The sequence below is a fragment of the Pseudomonas sediminis genome, from assembly GCF_039555755.1.
Lineage (GTDB): Bacteria > Pseudomonadota > Gammaproteobacteria > Pseudomonadales > Pseudomonadaceae > Aquipseudomonas > Aquipseudomonas mendocina_D.
The window spans coordinates 1,338,417-1,354,175 of record NZ_CP154631.1 but is presented as its reverse complement, the minus strand read 5'-3'; the positions used below and the strand labels follow the sequence as shown (position 1 = coordinate 1,354,175).

Here is a 15,759-nt window from a genome sequence, read left to right as displayed (position 1 = left end):
GCTGAGGGAGGCTGGAAGCTTAACAGCCCTGCTCAGAGGAGGGCAGAACGGCACGGGGGAAACGGGAGGCCTGCTGCCTCCCGGGGTGGATCAGGCCTTGCCGGTGATGATGCGGTATTTCTGCATCAGTTCATCCTTACTCTCGACGTTGTTCTCGTCGAGCGGGATGCAGTCCACCGGGCACACCTGCTGGCATTGCGGCTCGTCATAGTGGCCGACGCATTCGGTGCACAGGTTGGGGTCGATCACGTAGATCTCCTCACCTTGGGAAATGGCACCGTTGGGGCACTCGGGTTCGCAGACGTCGCAGTTGATGCAATCGTCGGTGATGATCAGGGACATGGGGCAACTCCTGTCGAGGCGCTGGCTTCGACACTTTACGGGCAACGATGCTGCGAATTGTGCCGGATTGGCGAGCCTTGTGCCATTAGCCTGGTCAGTTAAGCGCTTTGCTCCCCTCTCCCGTTTACGGGAGAGGGGCGGGGGAGGGGTAATGAATCGTGGCGCCGCTTTTACCCTCTCCCGCCCTGCTTTTAATGCTTGCGGAAGCGCTCGTTCAGCGCGTCGGCCACGGCAGGGTGAACGAACTTGGTGATGTCACCACCCAGGGCGGCGATCTCGCGCACCAGGGTCGAGGAGATGAAGGAGTACTTCTCCGACGGGGTGAGGAACAGGCTCTCGACGTCCGGCGCCAGTTGGCGGTTCATGTTGGCCAGCTGGAATTCGTACTCGAAGTCCGACACCGCACGCAGGCCGCGCAAGAAGACATTGGCGTTCTGTTCCTTGACGAAGTGCGCCAGCAGCGAGGAAAAACCCACCACTTCGACATTCGGCAGATGCTTGGTCACCTCACGGGCCAGCTCGACACGTTGTTCCAGCGGGAACAGCGGGTTCTTCTTGGGGCTGGCGGCGACAGCGATGATGACGTGATCGAACAGCCGCGCGGCGCGCTCGACCAGATCGCCATGGCCTTTGGTGATGGGGTCGAAGGTACCCGGGTACAACACTCGATTCATCGCTTCGTCCTGTTCGAGGCGGCAAGAGTCGCGGATGGTAGCGCAGCGTTTCCCTCGCGGCCAAGCGTGACGAAAGCTCAGTGGCTGCGCAGGTGCAGCAGCAGTGCCGGTATCAGGCAGGCGAGGGCGATCCAGTCGGCGATTACCACGCGGCGCAAAGCCTCGTTGTAGACGGGCGCGCTCCACGCCAGCAGGAGGAACGCGAGCACGCTGATCAGTCCGCCGGTCAGGGCCGCGCTGCGTAGCGCCGGAACGAAAGCCGCTGCCACCAGCAGGGTGCCGAGCAGGCCGAACAGCACTGCTCGGTGGCGCATCAGTATCTGCAGGTTGGGCTCGTCGAGGGCGATGCCATACAGCGCATTGAGGCGTTCACCGCCGAGCACGCCGACCACTGGCAGCAGGTGAATGACCCCGGCTACCAGCAGGAAAAAGGCGATCAGCTTGCTCATCTCAGGCCCCCAGCCGTTCGGCCAGCAAGGTGGCCAGTTTCGAGGTCAGCCCGTAGATCGACAACTGCGGGTTGGCGCCGATGCTGGTGGGGAACAGCGAACCGTCGTGGATCGACAGGTTACCTAGCTGATGGTGACGACCCAGGCTGTCGACCACTGCCTGCTGCGGGTCTTCGCCCATGGCGCAGCCGCCCATGACGTGGGCGCTGCCGAGGCGGGTGCGGTATATCGCGAGATCGAGCTGTTCGATCAGTTCTTTGGCCTCCTTCCACGTTTTCACGTAGCCGGCATCGGCGTGCATCGGCATCACTGTCTTGGCCCCGGCCGCGAACTGAATTTCGGCCATGGTCAGGAAGGCGCGGCGTACGCCGTCCCAGGTGTAGTCGGTCATCTGGTAGTCGAGCACCGGGCTGCCGTCGCCTCGCAGTTCCACACGGCCCTCGGCGCTGTCCGGATGGAAACCGTCGCGCAGCAGGGCGAGCATCACGTTGGTATGCGGCAACTGCTCCATGCGCAGGGCGTTCTCGCGGCCGAACTCGCCGAGCAAAGTGGCGGTCAGCGCCGGTTGCAGCGGCGGCACTTCCAGCTTGTAGGACAGACGCCCGCTGGTGCCGTCGTCCCATTGGAAATGATCGGAGTAGAGCGACTGCGGCGCGCCGTAGAAGGGATTGATCACCTGCTCGAACTGCGCCGCGGAGAAGTTCACCAGGTGCAGGTAGGTGCGCCGGCCGACGCGTTTGTGCGGGTCGGGCACCTCGGAGCGCAGCAGGATACCGGGGGTGTTGATGCCGCCTCCGGCCAGCACGTAATGCCGCGCCTTGACCCGGATGCGCTTGCCGGTGGGCGCCACGCAGCGCTCGTCCATGCCCAGGCAGTCGATGCCGACCACCTTGTCGCCCTCGATCAGCAGCTTGTCGGCGCGCGCCAGATAGAGCAGCTCGCCGCCGGCATCCAGGGTCGCGGGGATGGTGGTGGCCAGCATTGACTGCTTGGCGTTCGTCGGGCAGCCCATCCCGCAGTAGCCGAGGTTCCAGCAGCCACGCACGTTGCGCGGGATCACTGCCCAGTGATAGCCGAGCTTGTCGCAGCCAGTGCGGATCACCTCGTTGTTTGCATTTGGCGGTACCACCCAAGGCGCGACGCCCAGACGCTGCTCCATTTTCTCGAACCAGGGCGCCATTGACTCGACGTCATGGTCTTTCACACCATGGGCCTCGGCCCAGTGCGCCAGGGTTTGTGGCGGGGTGCGGAAGCTGCTGGTCCAGTTGATCAGGGTCGTGCCGCCCACGGCGCGACCCTGCAGGATGGTGATGGCGCCATCCTTGCTCATGCGGCCGATACCTTCCTGATAGAGGTTCGGATAGGCCTCGGCCTCCTGCATCTTGAAGTCGTCGCTGGTCTTCAGCGGGCCTTCCTCGATCAGCAATACCTTGTAGCCGGCAGCGCTGAGAATCTCCGCCGTGGTGCCACCGCCGGCACCGCTACCGACGATGGCGACATCGGCTTCCAGGGTCAGGTCGTTTTCCAGGCGTGAACCGTCGTATGTCTTCCAACCTTTGGTCAGGCCTTGTTTGAACAGATCGGGTACAGGCATTGTTTTTCCTCGGAGTCACTGAAACCTACTGCGCGATCCGATTGCGGCGTCAGGTTCTCGCCCGTGGCTCGGCGTACTTCAGTACAGCCTCGCCACGTGCTGCGAGCCTTCCTTGCACTCGAACCGCTCGCTACGGTTTCAGAGGCCTCATTCTGATAATCGCGGTTGGCTAAGTTCCAGTTGGTAGGGTGGGCTTCAGCCCGCCAAGCTGTCTCTATTGGTGGGCTTAAGCGGATCGCCGGTCGGCCCACCCTACGAATCAGCCGTTATACGGTGGGTGGGCCGGGATAGCCGCAATGCGCCCAGGCTTCCTGGCGGCTGTACCAGGCCATCATCACCAGTTGCAGCAGCGAGGCATGGCCCATGCGCAGCAGGCTCAGGCTGCTGTTCTGCCAGCGCCTGAGGAAGTTGTGCACGTCATCGCCACTGGCGTTTTCCCAACTGCCCCATACGCCGGTCAGCGGGCCGCGGGTGATGGGCAGGGCCAGCACGTCGAACAGCTGCACGGTGAGTTTCAGCATCTCCGGCGACAGGTGCGCCAGGCTGTTATCGAGGCTCTTCAGTGTGCCGTCGATAGCCTCTGGCATCTGCTCGGCGCTGACGGCGCCATCGAGCATCACTGGAATCAGCGCACGTAGAAACGGCAGGTCGCTGCTGCGCAGGATCAGATAACCACTGGCCGGCGTGCTGGCCGAGCAGCCGCTGAGCGTAGCGGTCAGCCCGGCAGTACCGAGCAGCGTCGTGCCCAGCAGGCCGACCTTGAGCAGGCTGCGTCGCGACAGCTGCGGCGCGTGAAGAGTGGTGTCATTCATTGTTGTTATCACCAGGCGTAAAACGGGCTTTGCCCGTGTGGATCAGCGTACGAACAACTTGTAGACCAGCTTCTGGATCGCCTTGCCATAGGGCGGGTAGATCAGCCGCGCTGCGTTGAAGCGCTGTTTGATGAACACGCCCTTGGCCTTGCTGAAGGTCAGGAAGCCTTCGTGACCGTGGTAATGGCCCATGCCCGACGGGCCGACGCCGCCGAACGGCATGTCGTCCTGCGCCACGTGCAGTAGGGTGTCGTTCAGGCACACGCCCCCAGAGTGGGTTTCGTGCAGCACGCGCTGCTGCTCGCGCTTGTCGTAGCCGAAGTAGTAAAGCGCCAGTGGGCGCGGCCGGGCGTTGACGTAGGCGAAGGCGTCTTCGATGCGGTCATAGGGCACCACCGGCAGTAGCGGGCCGAAGATCTCGTCCTGCATCAGCTTCATATCGTCGTTGACGTCGAGCACCAGAATCTGCGGCAGCCGCCGGCCCTGGGCTTCGGGGTACAGCGGGACGATGCGCGCGCCCTTGGTCTGTGCGTCCTGCAGATAGCCGTTGAGGCGTGCCAACTGGCGTTCGTTGATGATCGCGGTGTAGTCCGGGTTGTCCTTGAGCTGCGGGTAGAAGCGCTGCACGACGTCGCGGTAGGCACTGACGAAACCGTCGATGCGGTCTCGCGGCACCAGCACGTAGTCCGGCGCCACGCAGGTTTGCCCGGCATTGAGCGTCTTGCCGAAGGCGATGCGCTCGGCGGCGTCGGCCAGTGGTACGTCGGCGGACACGATGGCCGGTGATTTGCCACCCAGTTCGAGGGTCACCGGAGTCAGGTTTTCGGCGGCGGCGCGCATCACGTGTTTGCCGATGCTGGTGGCGCCAGTGAACAGCAGGTGGTCGAAAGGCAACTTGGAGAAGGCCATGCCGACTTCCGCTTCACCCAGGGCGACGCTGACCAGATCCTCGGGAAAGACGCGCGCCAGCAGATCCTTGACCAACTGCGAGGTGACCGGGGTGGATTCGCTCATCTTGATCATCACCCGGTTGCCGGCGGCCAGTGCGCCGGTCAGCGGACCGATGGCGAGAAACAGCGGGTAGTTCCACGGCACGATGATGCCGACCACGCCCAGCGGCTGGTAGATGACCTTAGCCGAGGCCGGCATGAACTGCATGCCGACGCTACGTCGTGAGGGTTTCATCCACTTCCTGATGCGCTTGGTGGCGTAGTGAATGCCATGCAGGCTGGGCATCAGTTCGGCGAGCAGGGTTTCGTCGGCTGAGCGGTTGCTGAAGTCTGTGGAGATCGCCGCCACCAGGGCGTCCTGCTGCTGGGTCAGCAGCTCGCTCAGGGACTTCAGCCACTGGATACGTTGTTCAGCCGACGGCATCGGATTGGCGGCAAAGGCAGAGCGTTGCTGGGCGAAGGTGGCGTCCAGCTGGTTGATCTGCTGTTGGCTCTGCTGCAGATAGGCGATGTCGGCGACCATGGGTTTCTCCTCGACGTTCCAGCGGGCTGCTTGGGACTGTGCTGGATTTTTAGAGCAATTACTCTAATGTGTCAAATAGGATGCCGCGTCGCTGTCATCGCTGCACCCTAACCAAAGGCCTGCTGCAGCCTATGCGGTGCATGTGGGGGTAACACTTCGGCGGATTCGCCTGTACCTTTGCCACTTTTGAAGTCGAGATCGAGCTGCGTCATGGCGCCACCCAAGACCCGCGACCGCATCGTTGCCGAGAGCCTGGCCCTGTTCAACAGCCAGGGCGAGCGCAACGTCACCACCAATCACATTGCCGCGCACCTGGGCATGTCGCCGGGCAACCTGTATTACCACTTCCGTAACAAGCAGGTGATCATCGCCGAGCTGTTCGCCCAGTACGAAGCGCAGGTGGACAGCTTCCTGCGTCCACCCGAAGGTCGTGCCCTGACGGTGGAGGACAAGACCTTCTACCTGGAGGCGTTGCTGGCCGCGATGTGGCACTACCGCTTTCTGCACCGCGATCTGGAGCATCTGCTGGAGTCCGATGCTGAGCTGGCCGAGCGCTACCGTGCCTTCGCCCGCCGCTGCCTGGTGGGCGCGCAATCGATTTATCAGGGGTTCGTCGAGGCAGGCATCCTGCTGATGAGTCCGGCGCAGATCGAGGCATTGACGCTCAACAGCTGGATCATCATGACCTCCTGGGTGCGCTTTCTCTGCACCACAGGCGCCAACCCGGACGACCTCAGCCAGGACATGCTGCGCCGCGGGATCTATCAGGTTCTGGCGTTGGAAGGGGGCTACCTGGCACCTGCGGCGCGCGAAGCGGTCGAGGCGCTGTATGGCCGGCTGCATGTGCCGCTGGAGCAGGTGCTGGGGTGATGACCTCGCGCGCTCGGCCTTGGTAGGAGCGGCTTCAGCCGCGATTAGCCGAGGTCAGCCAACCACTGTGGGATGCGCCGTTCCAGGTAATACACCGGCTTGCGCGGGCTGCCCTCGACGAAGCCGACATGCCCGCCCTTGGCATGCAGCTCGAACTCGATGCCGGGGGCCAGTTCGCTGGCCTCGGGCAGGCTATGGCGGAAGATAAAGGGATCGTCCTCGGCCTGGATGATCAACGTACGCGTGCGGATTGCCCCCAGGTAGAAGCGGCTGGAGGCACGCCGGTAATAATCGTGGGCATCGGCGAAACCATGCAGCGGCGCGGTGATGCGCCCGTCGAAGTCCCAGAAGGTGCGCATGCCATCCAGCGGCCCCAAGCGCTCCAGCACCGACAGGCGCTCGCTCAAGCCGCTTTCGGCGAACAGGCGCTGTTTGTTGTTCACATAAGCGACCATCTCGCGCATGAAGTGCGCCTGGTACACCCGCGAGAAGCCCAGACCGATGCGGTCGGCGCACTGATCCAGGCGAAACGGCACCGACACTGCCACAGCGCCTTGCAGCTGGCTCTGCTCGCCGCTTTCGCCCAGATACTTGAGCAGCACGTTGCCGCCCAGCGAATAGCCGACGGCGTACAGCGGCGCCATCGGCCGTTGCGCGCGCAGATGCGCGACCGCCGACGCCAGATCCTCACTGGCGCCGGAGTGGTAGCCGCGCGGCAGCAGGTTGGGCTCGCCGGAGCAGCCACGCCAGTTCAGTGCCACGCTGGCCCAGCCGCGCGCAGCCAGAGCCTGTTGCAGGCCGAGTACATAGAGCGAGCTGGAACTGCCGGTCAGGCCATGCAGTACCAGCACCAGCGGTGCCTGGGCATCGTGTGGGCCGTGCCAGTCGAGATCGAGAAAGTCACCATCGTCCAGCCACAGCCGTTCGCGCTGCCGCTCCAGTTGCGGCGGTTTGCGGCAGAAGGGGTTCCACAGCGTCTGCAGATGCGGGCTGGGGAGCCACCAGGCGGGTTTGAAGGGCGTGGTCATGGGGTTCTGGGCAGTGAGTTGGTCGCACACGGATCCAGGCTAGTCAGCGCCGGCGCTTGCGGAGTATGCGCCAAGCACACCAGGCCAATACCAGTAACGCGACGATACGCTGATTGGTAAGCCCTATGACGATACCGTGCTGATGCTCTAACAGTATCGTGCGATTTAAATTGAGCGGAATTTCCTGCTGGCTGAACAGTACTGGTAGCGCCAGTACGATCAGCAGCAGGTAGGGCAGGTGGGCGTAGATGAAGTCCTTCATCCACGCTGCCACAGCGCGTAATGCACCTGGCCGGTGTGCTTCTCGCGGTGCAGACGCCAGTTGCCCGGCAGGCCCAAGGTCGAGGGCGCTGTTTCGCTTTCGGTATAGATCCAGGCGTCGTCGGCCAGCCAGCCTTGTGCCTCCAGCAGCGTGCAGGCGCCTTGCAGCAGATCCTTGTGAAACGGCGGGTCGAGCAGGACGATATCGAAGCGCCGTGGCGCCGGGCGCGCCAGCAGTTGCAGAGCGTCGCCCAGCTGGATTTCGCCGTTGCGGCATTGCAGCGTCGCCAGATGCCCGCGCAGCGAGGCCACCGACGCCGGGCTGAGGTCGCAGGCCAGGCCGCTGGCGGCGCCGCGCGACAGTGCTTCGAGCAGCAATGCGCCGCTGCCGGCGAAAGGGTCGAGCACATGGGCGCCTTCGACATAGGGCGCCAGCCAGTTAAACAGCGTCTCGCGCACCCGATCCGGGGTCGGGCGCAGGCCCGGCCCATCAGGAAAGGCGAAGCGCCGTGAACGCCACTGCCCGCCAATGATGCGCAACTGGCCCTGGCCGCCGTGGGCCTTGCCTGCGGCGGGTTTCTGAGGGGGGCGACCGCGCATCAGTGTGGCACCGTGCTGGGCAGCTCGACCGGGCGCTCGGTGGGCGGCGGCAGCTCCTTCTGCGCTACTGTCGGACCAGCGCTAACCACCACCAGCGCCTCGGGATCGAGGTGCTTGGCCATCGCCGCTTTCACTTGATCGGTGCTCAGGTTCTGCACGTCACGCATGAAATCGTCCAGGTAGCTCAGCGGCAGGTCGTAGAAACCCATCGATGCCAGCTGGCCGACGATATCGGCATTGCTCGCGGTGGACAGCGGGAAGCTGCCGGCCAGCTCGCGCTTGGCATTATCCAGCTCCTGCTGGGTCGGGCCATCGCGCAGGTAGTCGGCCAGCAGTTGCTTGACCAGCGCCAGGGTGCCTTCGCTGAGTTCGGCGCGGGTTTGCAGGTTGATCATGAACGGGCCGCGTGCCTGCATGGCGCTGAAGCCGGAGTAGACGCCGTAGGTCAGGCCGCGTTTCTCGCGCACTTCGCTCATCAACCGCGTGCCAAAACCGCCGCCGCCAAAGATCTGGTTGCCCAGGTACAGCGCGGCGTAGTCCGGATCACGGCGGTCGATGCCGAGCTGGGCGAGCATCAGGTGGGTCTGGTTGGACGGGTATTCGATATGACTGGTGCCGGGCTTGGGCGTCTGCGGCTGGGCGATCTTCGCCAGTGCCGGGCCTTGCGGCAGGGCGGCCGACACACGGTTGGCGATGGCCTCGGCTTCGCTTCGCGAGAGGTCGCCGACCAGCGCGATCACCACATTGCCGGCCGCATAGGCGCGGGCATGGAAGGCCTGCAGCTGTTGGCGGGTGATGGCCGGAATCGATTGCGCCGTGCCGTCGCTCGGATGGGCGTAGGGGTGCTTGCCGTAGAGACGCTCGAACAGCTCCAGGCTGGCCAGCTTGCCCGGGTTCTGCTTCTGGAACTCGAAGCCGGCGAGCAACTGATTCTTGATCCGCGCCAGCGAGTCGGCCGGGAAGGTGGGCTTGCCCAGTACATCGGCGAACAGCGCCAGTGCCGGCTCACGTTGCTCCTGCGCGCTGAGACTGCGCAGGCTGGCCACTGCCATGTCGCGATAGGCGCCGTTGCCGAACTCGGCGCCGAGGCCTTCGAAACCGGCGGCGATGGCGCCAACGTCCTTGCCTGGCACGCCTTCGTTGAGCATGGCGTTGGTCAAGGTGGCAAGGCCTGGCACGCCGTCGTCCTGGCTGCTGCCGGCAGCGAAGGTCAGGCGCAGGTCGAACATCGGCAGCTCATGGGCTTCGACGAACAGCACTTTGGCACCCTGCGCGGTGTTCCAGGTCTGGATATCCAGAGTACGGCGGGTCGGTGCCTTGCCGTCGAGCGCGGCCAGCGACTGCAGCTTGGCGGCATCGCCCGTCGGGGCCTTGTCAGAGAGGTTGGCGCAGGCGCCCAGTAGCAGTGCGCTGGACAGTACCAGGCCGAGCAGGCCCAGGCGGCGGTGCTCAGTCTTCATGGCGGGACTCCTCATGACGGGATGCTTCAGGCAGAACGTGGGCGACGCTCAGGCGGTCGCGGACGAAGAAGGTGCGGGCCGCCTGCTGGATATCGGCCGGGGTGACGGCCTGCAGTTCGTTCAGTTCCTGGTCGATCAGTTGCCAGGACAGACCAACGGTTTCCAGTTGGCCGATGCTGGTGGCCTGGCTGGTGATCGAGTCGCGCTCATAGACCAGGCCTGCGATGACCTGGGCGCGTACGCGGGCCAGTTCGGCAGCGGACGGCGGGGCTTTCTTAAGCTCTTCCAGTTCGCGCCACAGGCCGGCTTCGGCCTGCTCCAGGGTCTTGCCCTTCTGCACGTTGGGCGTGGCCGAGAGGATGAACAGGCTGTCGCCGCGGCTGAAGGCGTTGTACCAGGCGCTGGCGCCGGAAACGAGCTCTTCGCCACGCTCCAGGCGAGTCGACAGACGCGCGCTGTAGCCGCCGTCAAGCAAGGCAGCGGCCAGGCGCAGGGCGTAGACCTGGCGTGGCGTTTCGGCGGTGGCCAGACCTGGCACGTTGAAGCCCATGATCAGGTTCGGCAGCTGGGTTTTGAGATACAGCGTGGTGCGGCGTTCACCCGGCGCAGCCAGCTCCAGCGGCAGCTTGGCGGTCGGCACTTCACCGCGCGCAATGCCGCCGAAGTAGCGCTGAACCTGGGCTTTCACCTCATCCACGCTGACGTCACCGACCACCACCAGGGTGGCGTTGTTCGGCGCGTACCACTTCTGGTGCCAGGCGCGCAGTTCGTCGATGTGCATGCGATCGAGGTCGGCCATCCAGCCGATGGTCGGGATGCTGTAGCCACTGGCCGGATAAGCCATGGCCTTGAAGCGTTCGTAGGCCAGCGAGGACGGGCGGTCGTCAGTGCGCAGGCGACGCTCCTCCTTGATTACCTCGATCTCCTTGCTGAACTCGTCGGCCGGCAGCGTCAGGCTGGCCAGGCGATCGGCTTCCAGCTCCAGGGCCACGCCCAGGCGGTCACTGGCCAGCACCTGGTAGTAGGCGGTGTAGTCGTCGCTGGTGAAGGCATTCTCCTCGGCGCCCAGTTCACGCAGGATGCGCGAGGCTTCGCCGGGGCCGAACTTGCCGCTGCCCTTGAACATCATGTGTTCCAGGGCGTGGGAAAGGCCGGTGGAGCCGGGCGTTTCGTAGCTGGAGCCGACCTTGTACCAGATCTGCGAAACCACCACGGGGGCGCGATGATCCTCGCGGACGATGACCTTGAGGCCATTGTCCAGTTTGAATTCGTGGGTGGGTTGAGCGGGGGAGGCGAAGGCTGCAAGTGGCACGCAGATTGCGCCGAACAGCAGGCCGAGGGAACGGCGGGCAATGGCATTCATCGAAAGTCAGACCTGTCGGATAGCCTGGGCGGTCGTACCGCCGACGGGCGAAGAGGTGCTAGGATACCCCATCCTTTTCCGGGGCGGCACGGCAAGGCTTTGCAGCCTGTTAGCGTCCGCTCCCCTGAGATGCAAGCGACCCATGTTTGGTTCCAATGACGACAAGAAGTCGCCGGCCGAGGCTGGCGCGCAGACTCCGCCTGTGACCGAAGAAAAGAAATCCCTGTTCAGTTGGTGGCGCAAGAAGCCCGCTGAGAACGCAGCCGAGCCGACTCAGCCCGCGCCCGTCGAGCAGCCCGAGTCTGCTCAACCACCTGCCGAGCCGTCGACACCTGAGAGCGCGCCCGAAGCCTTGCCGGCACTCGAGCCCGAAGTGGCTGAGGCCGCGCCTGCTCCAGTGCCACAGGCTGAGCCGCTGGTTGCCGAACCCTCGGTCGCCCCGCCTGTTGTCGTTGAGCCGCCGCCCGTGCCTGAGCCTGTTGCCGAAGCCTTGCCCGAGGTTGTTGCGCCCGCTCTCGTCGCTGTGCCAGCCACTCAGGAAAAGCCGAGTTTCTTCGCCCGCCTCAAGCAAGGCCTGTCCAAGACCAGCGCCAGCCTTGGTGAGGGCATGGCCAGCCTGTTCCTCGGCAAGAAGGTCATCGACGATGACCTGCTCGATGATCTGGAAACCCGCCTGCTGACCGCCGACGTCGGCGTCGAGGCGACCACCGCGATCATCGGCAACCTGACCAAGCGAGTGGCACGCAAGGAGCTGGCAGACAGCGGTGCGCTGTACAAGGCGCTGCAGGAAGAGCTGGTGACCTTGCTCAAGCCGGTCGAGCAGTCGCTGGTCATCGACACTGCCAAACAACCTTACGTGATTCTCGTCGTGGGCGTGAACGGCGTGGGCAAGACCACCACCATCGGCAAGCTGGCCAAGAAGCTGCAACTCGAAGGTAAGAAGGTCATGCTCGCTGCCGGCGATACCTTCCGCGCTGCTGCGGTGGAGCAGTTGCAGGTCTGGGGTGAGCGCAACAACATCGCGGTGATCGCCCAGCACACCGGCGCCGACTCGGCTTCGGTGATCTTCGATGCGGTGCAGGCGGCCAAGTCGCGCGGCATCGACGTGCTGATCGCTGACACCGCCGGGCGCCTGCACACCAAAGACAACCTGATGGAAGAGCTGAAGAAGGTGCGTCGGGTGATCGGCAAGCTGGACGACACCGCACCGCACGAAGTGCTGCTGGTACTCGACGCCGGCACCGGGCAGAACGCCATCAATCAGGCCAAGCAATTCAACCAGACCGTGAACCTCACCGGCCTGGCGCTGACCAAACTCGACGGCACCGCCAAGGGCGGCGTCATCTTCGCCCTGGCCAAGCAGTTTGGCCTGCCGATTCGTTACATCGGCGTGGGCGAAGGCATCGATGACCTGCGGCCCTTCCAGGCGCAGGCTTTCGTTCAGGCACTCTTCGAGGAGCGCGAGCGGGCATGATCCGATTCGAGCAGGTCGCCAAGCGTTATCCTAATGGCCATGTCGGGCTGCACGAGCTGAGCTTCCGCGTTCGCCCCGGCGAATTCCTCTTTGTCACCGGTCACTCCGGTGCTGGCAAGAGCACACTGCTGCGCCTGCTGCTGGCGATGGAGCGGCCCACCAGCGGCAAGCTGCTGCTGGCCGGACAGGATCTGTCGACCATCACCAACGCGCAGATTCCCTTCCTGCGCCGACAGATCGGCGTGGTGTTCCAGAACCACCAGTTGCTGTTCGATCGCACTGTCTACGACAACGTCGCCCTGCCACTGCAGATTCTCGGTCTGTCCAAGCCAGAGATCGGCAAACGCGTCGGCGCTGCGCTGGAGCGCGTCAGCCTCAGCGACAAGGCGGCGCAGTCGCCTGGCGATCTGTCCACCGGTCAGCAACAGCGCGTCGGTATCGCCCGTGCCATCGTTCACCGTCCCGCTCTGCTGCTGGCAGACGAGCCCACCGGTAACCTCGACCCGCGCCTGGCCGCCGAGATCATGGGGGTGTTCGAAGACATCAACCAGTTGGGTACCACGGTGCTGATCGCCAGCCACGACCTGGCGCTGATCGCGCGCATGCGTCAGCGCATGCTCACCCTGCAACGCGGTCGCCTGATCGGTGATGGGGAGGCTGCCTGATGAGCGCATCGAAGATGCCCACGCCGCAACCGGCCGAACGTGTCGGCGCGGCGCCGCGCAACAAGGTGGTCGATGGTCCGGCGGATGAGCCGGATTTTCGCACCCTGCTCAATGCCTGGCTGGAAAGCCACCGCGCCAGCCTGGTGGACAGTCTGCGCCGCCTGGCGCGCCAGCCCATTGGCAGTTTCTTCACCTGCCTGGTGATGGCCGTGGCGCTGAGCCTGCCCATGGGACTGTCGCTGCTGCTGGACAACGTCGAGAAGCTTGGCGGCTCCTGGCAGCGGGCGGCGCAGATTTCCCTGTTCCTCGATATGTCCGCCGGTGAGCGCGACGGCCAGGCGTTGCGCGAGCAGATCGCAGCGATGGATGACGTCTCCGATGCCGAGTGGATCAGCCGCGAGCAGGCGCTGGAAGAGTTCCAGCAGCTATCCGGCCTGGGCCAGGCGTTGAAGGAGTTGCCGGAGAATCCGCTGCCGGGCGTGGTGCTGGTGACGCCGAAGGAAGTCGACAAGGCCAAGCTCGAAGCCTTGCGCCAGCGCCTGGCGGAGCTGCCCAAGGTGGAGCAGGCACAGCTCGATCTGGTCTGGGTCGAGCGCCTGACCGCGATCCTCAAGCTGGGTGACCGCTTCGTCTTCGGTCTCAGCCTGCTGCTGATCCTGGCGCTGCTGCTGGTGATCGGCAATACCATCCGTCTGCACATCGAGAACCGCCGCGCCGAGATCGAGGTGATCAAGCTGGTAGGTGGAACCGATGGCTATGTGCGACGTCCCTTCCTTTATATGGGCGCGTTGTACGGTTTCGGCGCAGGTATCTTCGCCTGGCTGCTGCTGGCGTTCGGGCTGGATTGGCTGAATGATGCTGTAGTACGTTTGGCCGGCCTTTACGGTAGCGATTTCGCGCTGGGTGGCGTACCTTCTTCCGACGGTTTTTCGCTGCTGCTCGGCGCCGTGCTGTTGGGCTATATTGGTGCCTGGCTGGCGGTGGCGCGTCATCTGAACGAACTTGCACCCCGTTAGGGCGCTGTTCGGCGAGGCTGAACGCAAGCTGACAAGTCATTGTTTTGGTTGATATTGACTATCTATCAGGGAACTTATCCACAGGCCCCGCATCAGATAGCGCAGTGCTACACTGCATGAGTTTCGTGAATCGGAGGATTCGAATGTCCACTTCCTTGCAACCTGTTCATGCTCTGGTTCCAGGCGCCAACCTGGAAGCATACGTGCATGCCGTCAACAGCATCCCGCTGCTGACACCCGAGCAGGAGCGTGAACTGGCCGAAAATCTCTTTTACCAGCAGGATCTCGAGGCCGCCCGCCAGATGGTGTTGGCCCACCTGCGTTTCGTGGTGCATATCGCCCGCAGCTACTCCGGTTATGGTCTGGCCCAGGCCGACCTGATCCAGGAAGGCAACGTCGGCCTGATGAAGGCGGTCAAGCGCTTCAACCCGGAAATGGGCGTGCGCCTGGTGTCTTTCGCTGTGCACTGGATTCGCGCGGAAATCCACGAGTTCATTCTGAAGAACTGGCGCATCGTCAAAGTGGCCACCACCAAGGCCCAGCGCAAACTGTTCTTCAACCTGCGCAGCCAGAAGAAGCGTCTGGCCTGGCTGAACAACGATGAAGTGACCGCCGTGGCCGCCAGCCTGGGTGTCGAGCCGCACGAAGTGCGCGAGATGGAAAGTCGCCTGACCGGCCAGGACATGGCCTTCGACCCGGCAGCTGATGCCGACGACGACAGCGCCTTCCAGTCGCCCGCGCATTACCTGGAAGACCATCGCTACGACCCGGCTCGTCAGCTCGAGGATGCCGATTGGAGCGACAGTTCCAGCAGCAACCTGCACGAAGCGCTGGAAAGCCTGGACGAGCGCAGCCGCGACATCCTCTACCAGCGCTGGCTGGCCGAGGAAAAGGCGACGCTGCACGACCTGGCTGCCAAGTACAACGTGTCGGCCGAGCGTATTCGCCAGCTCGAGAAGAACGCGATGAACAAGCTCAAAGGCTGTATCGCCGCCTGAGTCTGCCGTTATCCCGAAAAGCCGCACCCAGGTGCGGCTTTTTTCTGTCTGGAGCAATTGCCTTGAACAAAGCCCCACTGAAAGTGCAGCACTGGCTGATATTTGCGCTCGTCGCCGTGCTTTTCTTCGCCTGGGGCGCCTGGCTGATGCGCAGTACTGAAGTTGAGCCGGTGGCCAATCTGCAGCAGTGGCGCGATGCACTGTTGCAGCCGCTGGCCGAAGACGAATTGACGCTGCGTGATGTGCAGGCGTCAGCGCCGGGCGAGCTATGGCTGGAGCCGCGCCTCGACGGCGCACGGCTTGTCTATCGTGCGCCACTCGAAGGGGAGGAGGGCGAGTGGTCGCTCGAGGCCGAGCTGAGGTTGAGCCGGGAGCAGCGCGACAGTCTGATGACGGCGCAAGGCCTCAAGGTCGGTGATAGCGAGCAGGTCCTTGGTCAATCACTGGTCGATCAGATGGCCGGTTTTTCCATAGCCAGCCTCAATCTGAATGCCCCGCAAGCCCTGGCCAGCGAGCGCCTGGCTGCCAGTCTCGGGCAGCCGCGTCTGACCTTGGAATTGGCCGACGGTCAGGCTTGGGTCTATCCGCAATGGGGCTTGACCGTGCATCTGCGCGGCGATGAGGTCGCGCTGCTGCACGCGGTGCCGCGCCAGGCTTTTCGCGCGACCCGCTAGCTAGCC

Annotated in this window: 17 protein-coding genes; 6 read left to right on the top strand and 11 right to left on the bottom strand. The window is 64.0% G+C overall.

The window, feature by feature from the left end; all coding sequences use genetic code 11:
* Positions 1-90: 90 nt before the first annotated feature.
* The 6 genes from AAEQ75_RS06520 to AAEQ75_RS06495 form a co-directional block, all read right to left on the bottom strand.
* On the bottom strand, positions 91-342 hold the full coding sequence (locus AAEQ75_RS06520) for a YfhL family 4Fe-4S dicluster ferredoxin (RefSeq protein ID WP_004373873.1): 252 nt from the start codon (positions 340-342) through the stop codon (positions 91-93).
* A 191-nt stretch (positions 343-533) separates the two neighbouring features.
* Positions 534-1,016, bottom strand: a complete 483-nt coding sequence (gene coaD / locus AAEQ75_RS06515) for a pantetheine-phosphate adenylyltransferase (RefSeq protein ID WP_099525961.1) — start codon at positions 1,014-1,016, stop codon at positions 534-536.
* Positions 1,017-1,093: 77 nt separating this feature from the next.
* Entirely contained in the window at positions 1,094-1,465 is a 372-nt protein-coding gene (locus AAEQ75_RS06510; RefSeq protein ID WP_343351212.1) for a phosphopantetheine adenylyltransferase, read from the bottom strand.
* Position 1,466: 1 nt separating this feature from the next.
* Entirely contained in the window at positions 1,467-3,059 is a 1,593-nt protein-coding gene (locus AAEQ75_RS06505) for a GMC family oxidoreductase (protein WP_343351210.1), read from the bottom strand.
* A gap of 266 nt (positions 3,060-3,325) precedes the next feature.
* Positions 3,326-3,871 (bottom strand): twin-arginine translocation pathway signal protein, encoded by a 546-nt coding sequence (locus AAEQ75_RS06500; protein ID WP_125879720.1) that lies wholly within the window; start codon positions 3,869-3,871, stop codon positions 3,326-3,328.
* A 42-nt stretch (positions 3,872-3,913) separates the two neighbouring features.
* Entirely contained in the window at positions 3,914-5,344 is a 1,431-nt protein-coding gene (locus AAEQ75_RS06495; RefSeq protein WP_343351208.1) for a coniferyl aldehyde dehydrogenase, read from the bottom strand.
* A gap of 210 nt (positions 5,345-5,554) precedes the next feature.
* Here AAEQ75_RS06495 and AAEQ75_RS06490 point away from each other — a divergent pair, with 210 nt between their 5' ends.
* Complete coding sequence (locus tag AAEQ75_RS06490) at positions 5,555-6,214, top strand: TetR/AcrR family transcriptional regulator (RefSeq protein WP_343351207.1); 660 nt, start codon at positions 5,555-5,557, stop codon at positions 6,212-6,214.
* 44 nt (positions 6,215-6,258) lie between these two features.
* On the opposite strand, the gene AAEQ75_RS06485 is transcribed toward AAEQ75_RS06490, so the two are convergent.
* From AAEQ75_RS06485 to AAEQ75_RS06465, 5 genes are read right to left on the bottom strand one after another with little or no spacing between them, the layout of a single operon-like run.
* Positions 6,259-7,242, bottom strand: coding sequence for a hydrolase (locus AAEQ75_RS06485; protein ID WP_343351206.1), 984 nt, complete (start codon positions 7,240-7,242; stop codon positions 6,259-6,261).
* A gap of 43 nt (positions 7,243-7,285) precedes the next feature.
* Positions 7,286-7,504, bottom strand: a complete 219-nt coding sequence (locus AAEQ75_RS06480) for a hypothetical protein (protein WP_017363124.1) — start codon at positions 7,502-7,504, stop codon at positions 7,286-7,288.
* Entirely contained in the window at positions 7,501-8,103 is a 603-nt protein-coding gene (rsmD, locus tag AAEQ75_RS06475) for a 16S rRNA (guanine(966)-N(2))-methyltransferase RsmD (protein ID WP_343351204.1), read from the bottom strand. The genes AAEQ75_RS06480 and rsmD overlap by 4 nt, the downstream gene beginning before the upstream one ends.
* Positions 8,103-9,563, bottom strand: coding sequence for a M16 family metallopeptidase (locus AAEQ75_RS06470; protein ID WP_343351203.1), 1,461 nt, complete (start codon positions 9,561-9,563; stop codon positions 8,103-8,105). The genes rsmD and AAEQ75_RS06470 overlap by 1 nt, the downstream gene beginning before the upstream one ends.
* Entirely contained in the window at positions 9,553-10,926 is a 1,374-nt protein-coding gene (locus AAEQ75_RS06465; protein WP_343351202.1) for a M16 family metallopeptidase, read from the bottom strand. The genes AAEQ75_RS06470 and AAEQ75_RS06465 overlap by 11 nt, the downstream gene beginning before the upstream one ends.
* Before the next feature lie 142 nt (positions 10,927-11,068).
* Here AAEQ75_RS06465 and ftsY point away from each other — a divergent pair, with 142 nt between their 5' ends.
* The 5 genes from ftsY (at position 11,069) to AAEQ75_RS06440 (ending at position 15,753) form a co-directional block, all read left to right on the top strand.
* Positions 11,069-12,400 carry a signal recognition particle-docking protein FtsY gene (gene ftsY / locus AAEQ75_RS06460; protein WP_343351200.1) on the top strand — a complete coding sequence of 444 codons (1,332 nt, stop codon included), beginning with the start codon at positions 11,069-11,071 and terminating at the stop codon, positions 12,398-12,400.
* Positions 12,397-13,065 carry a cell division ATP-binding protein FtsE gene (ftsE, locus tag AAEQ75_RS06455; RefSeq protein ID WP_017675858.1) on the top strand — a complete coding sequence of 223 codons (669 nt, stop codon included), beginning with the start codon at positions 12,397-12,399 and terminating at the stop codon, positions 13,063-13,065. Before ftsY ends, ftsE begins: the two co-directional genes overlap by 4 nt.
* Positions 13,065-14,081, top strand: coding sequence for a permease-like cell division protein FtsX (ftsX, locus tag AAEQ75_RS06450; RefSeq protein WP_099525948.1), 1,017 nt, complete (start codon positions 13,065-13,067; stop codon positions 14,079-14,081). The genes ftsE and ftsX overlap by 1 nt, the downstream gene beginning before the upstream one ends.
* A gap of 143 nt (positions 14,082-14,224) precedes the next feature.
* On the top strand, positions 14,225-15,079 hold the full coding sequence (gene rpoH, locus AAEQ75_RS06445) for an RNA polymerase sigma factor RpoH (RefSeq protein WP_017675856.1): 855 nt from the start codon (positions 14,225-14,227) through the stop codon (positions 15,077-15,079).
* Between the two features lie 62 nt (positions 15,080-15,141).
* Positions 15,142-15,753, top strand: coding sequence for a hypothetical protein (locus tag AAEQ75_RS06440; RefSeq protein WP_343351197.1), 612 nt, complete (start codon positions 15,142-15,144; stop codon positions 15,751-15,753).
* Positions 15,754-15,759: the final 6 nt, after the last annotated feature.

Bases quoted from the DNA above. Each gene is read 5' to 3' on its own strand.
- AAEQ75_RS06520 (WP_004373873.1), bottom strand. From the start codon at position 342: ATGTCCCTGATCATCACCGACGATTGCATCAACTGCGACGTCTGCGAA.
- coaD (WP_099525961.1), bottom strand. From the start codon at position 1,016: ATGAATCGAGTGTTGTACCCGGGTACCTTCGACCCCATCACCAAAGGC.
- AAEQ75_RS06510 (WP_343351212.1), bottom strand. From the start codon at position 1,465: ATGAGCAAGCTGATCGCCTTTTTCCTGCTGGTAGCCGGGGTCATTCAC.
- AAEQ75_RS06505 (WP_343351210.1), bottom strand. From the start codon at position 3,059: ATGCCTGTACCCGATCTGTTCAAACAAGGCCTGACCAAAGGTTGGAAG.
- AAEQ75_RS06500 (WP_125879720.1), bottom strand. From the start codon at position 3,871: ATGAATGACACCACTCTTCACGCGCCGCAGCTGTCGCGACGCAGCCTG.
- AAEQ75_RS06495 (WP_343351208.1), bottom strand. From the start codon at position 5,344: ATGGTCGCCGACATCGCCTATCTGCAGCAGAGCCAACAGCAGATCAAC.
- AAEQ75_RS06490 (WP_343351207.1), top strand. From the start codon at position 5,555: ATGGCGCCACCCAAGACCCGCGACCGCATCGTTGCCGAGAGCCTGGCC.
- AAEQ75_RS06485 (WP_343351206.1), bottom strand. From the start codon at position 7,242: ATGACCACGCCCTTCAAACCCGCCTGGTGGCTCCCCAGCCCGCATCTG.
- AAEQ75_RS06480 (WP_017363124.1), bottom strand. From the start codon at position 7,504: ATGAAGGACTTCATCTACGCCCACCTGCCCTACCTGCTGCTGATCGTA.
- rsmD (WP_343351204.1), bottom strand. From the start codon at position 8,103: ATGCGCGGTCGCCCCCCTCAGAAACCCGCCGCAGGCAAGGCCCACGGC.
- AAEQ75_RS06470 (WP_343351203.1), bottom strand. From the start codon at position 9,563: ATGAAGACTGAGCACCGCCGCCTGGGCCTGCTCGGCCTGGTACTGTCC.
- AAEQ75_RS06465 (WP_343351202.1), bottom strand. From the start codon at position 10,926: ATGAATGCCATTGCCCGCCGTTCCCTCGGCCTGCTGTTCGGCGCAATC.
- ftsY (WP_343351200.1), top strand. From the start codon at position 11,069: ATGTTTGGTTCCAATGACGACAAGAAGTCGCCGGCCGAGGCTGGCGCG.
- ftsE (WP_017675858.1), top strand. From the start codon at position 12,397: ATGATCCGATTCGAGCAGGTCGCCAAGCGTTATCCTAATGGCCATGTC.
- ftsX (WP_099525948.1), top strand. From the start codon at position 13,065: ATGAGCGCATCGAAGATGCCCACGCCGCAACCGGCCGAACGTGTCGGC.
- rpoH (WP_017675856.1), top strand. From the start codon at position 14,225: ATGTCCACTTCCTTGCAACCTGTTCATGCTCTGGTTCCAGGCGCCAAC.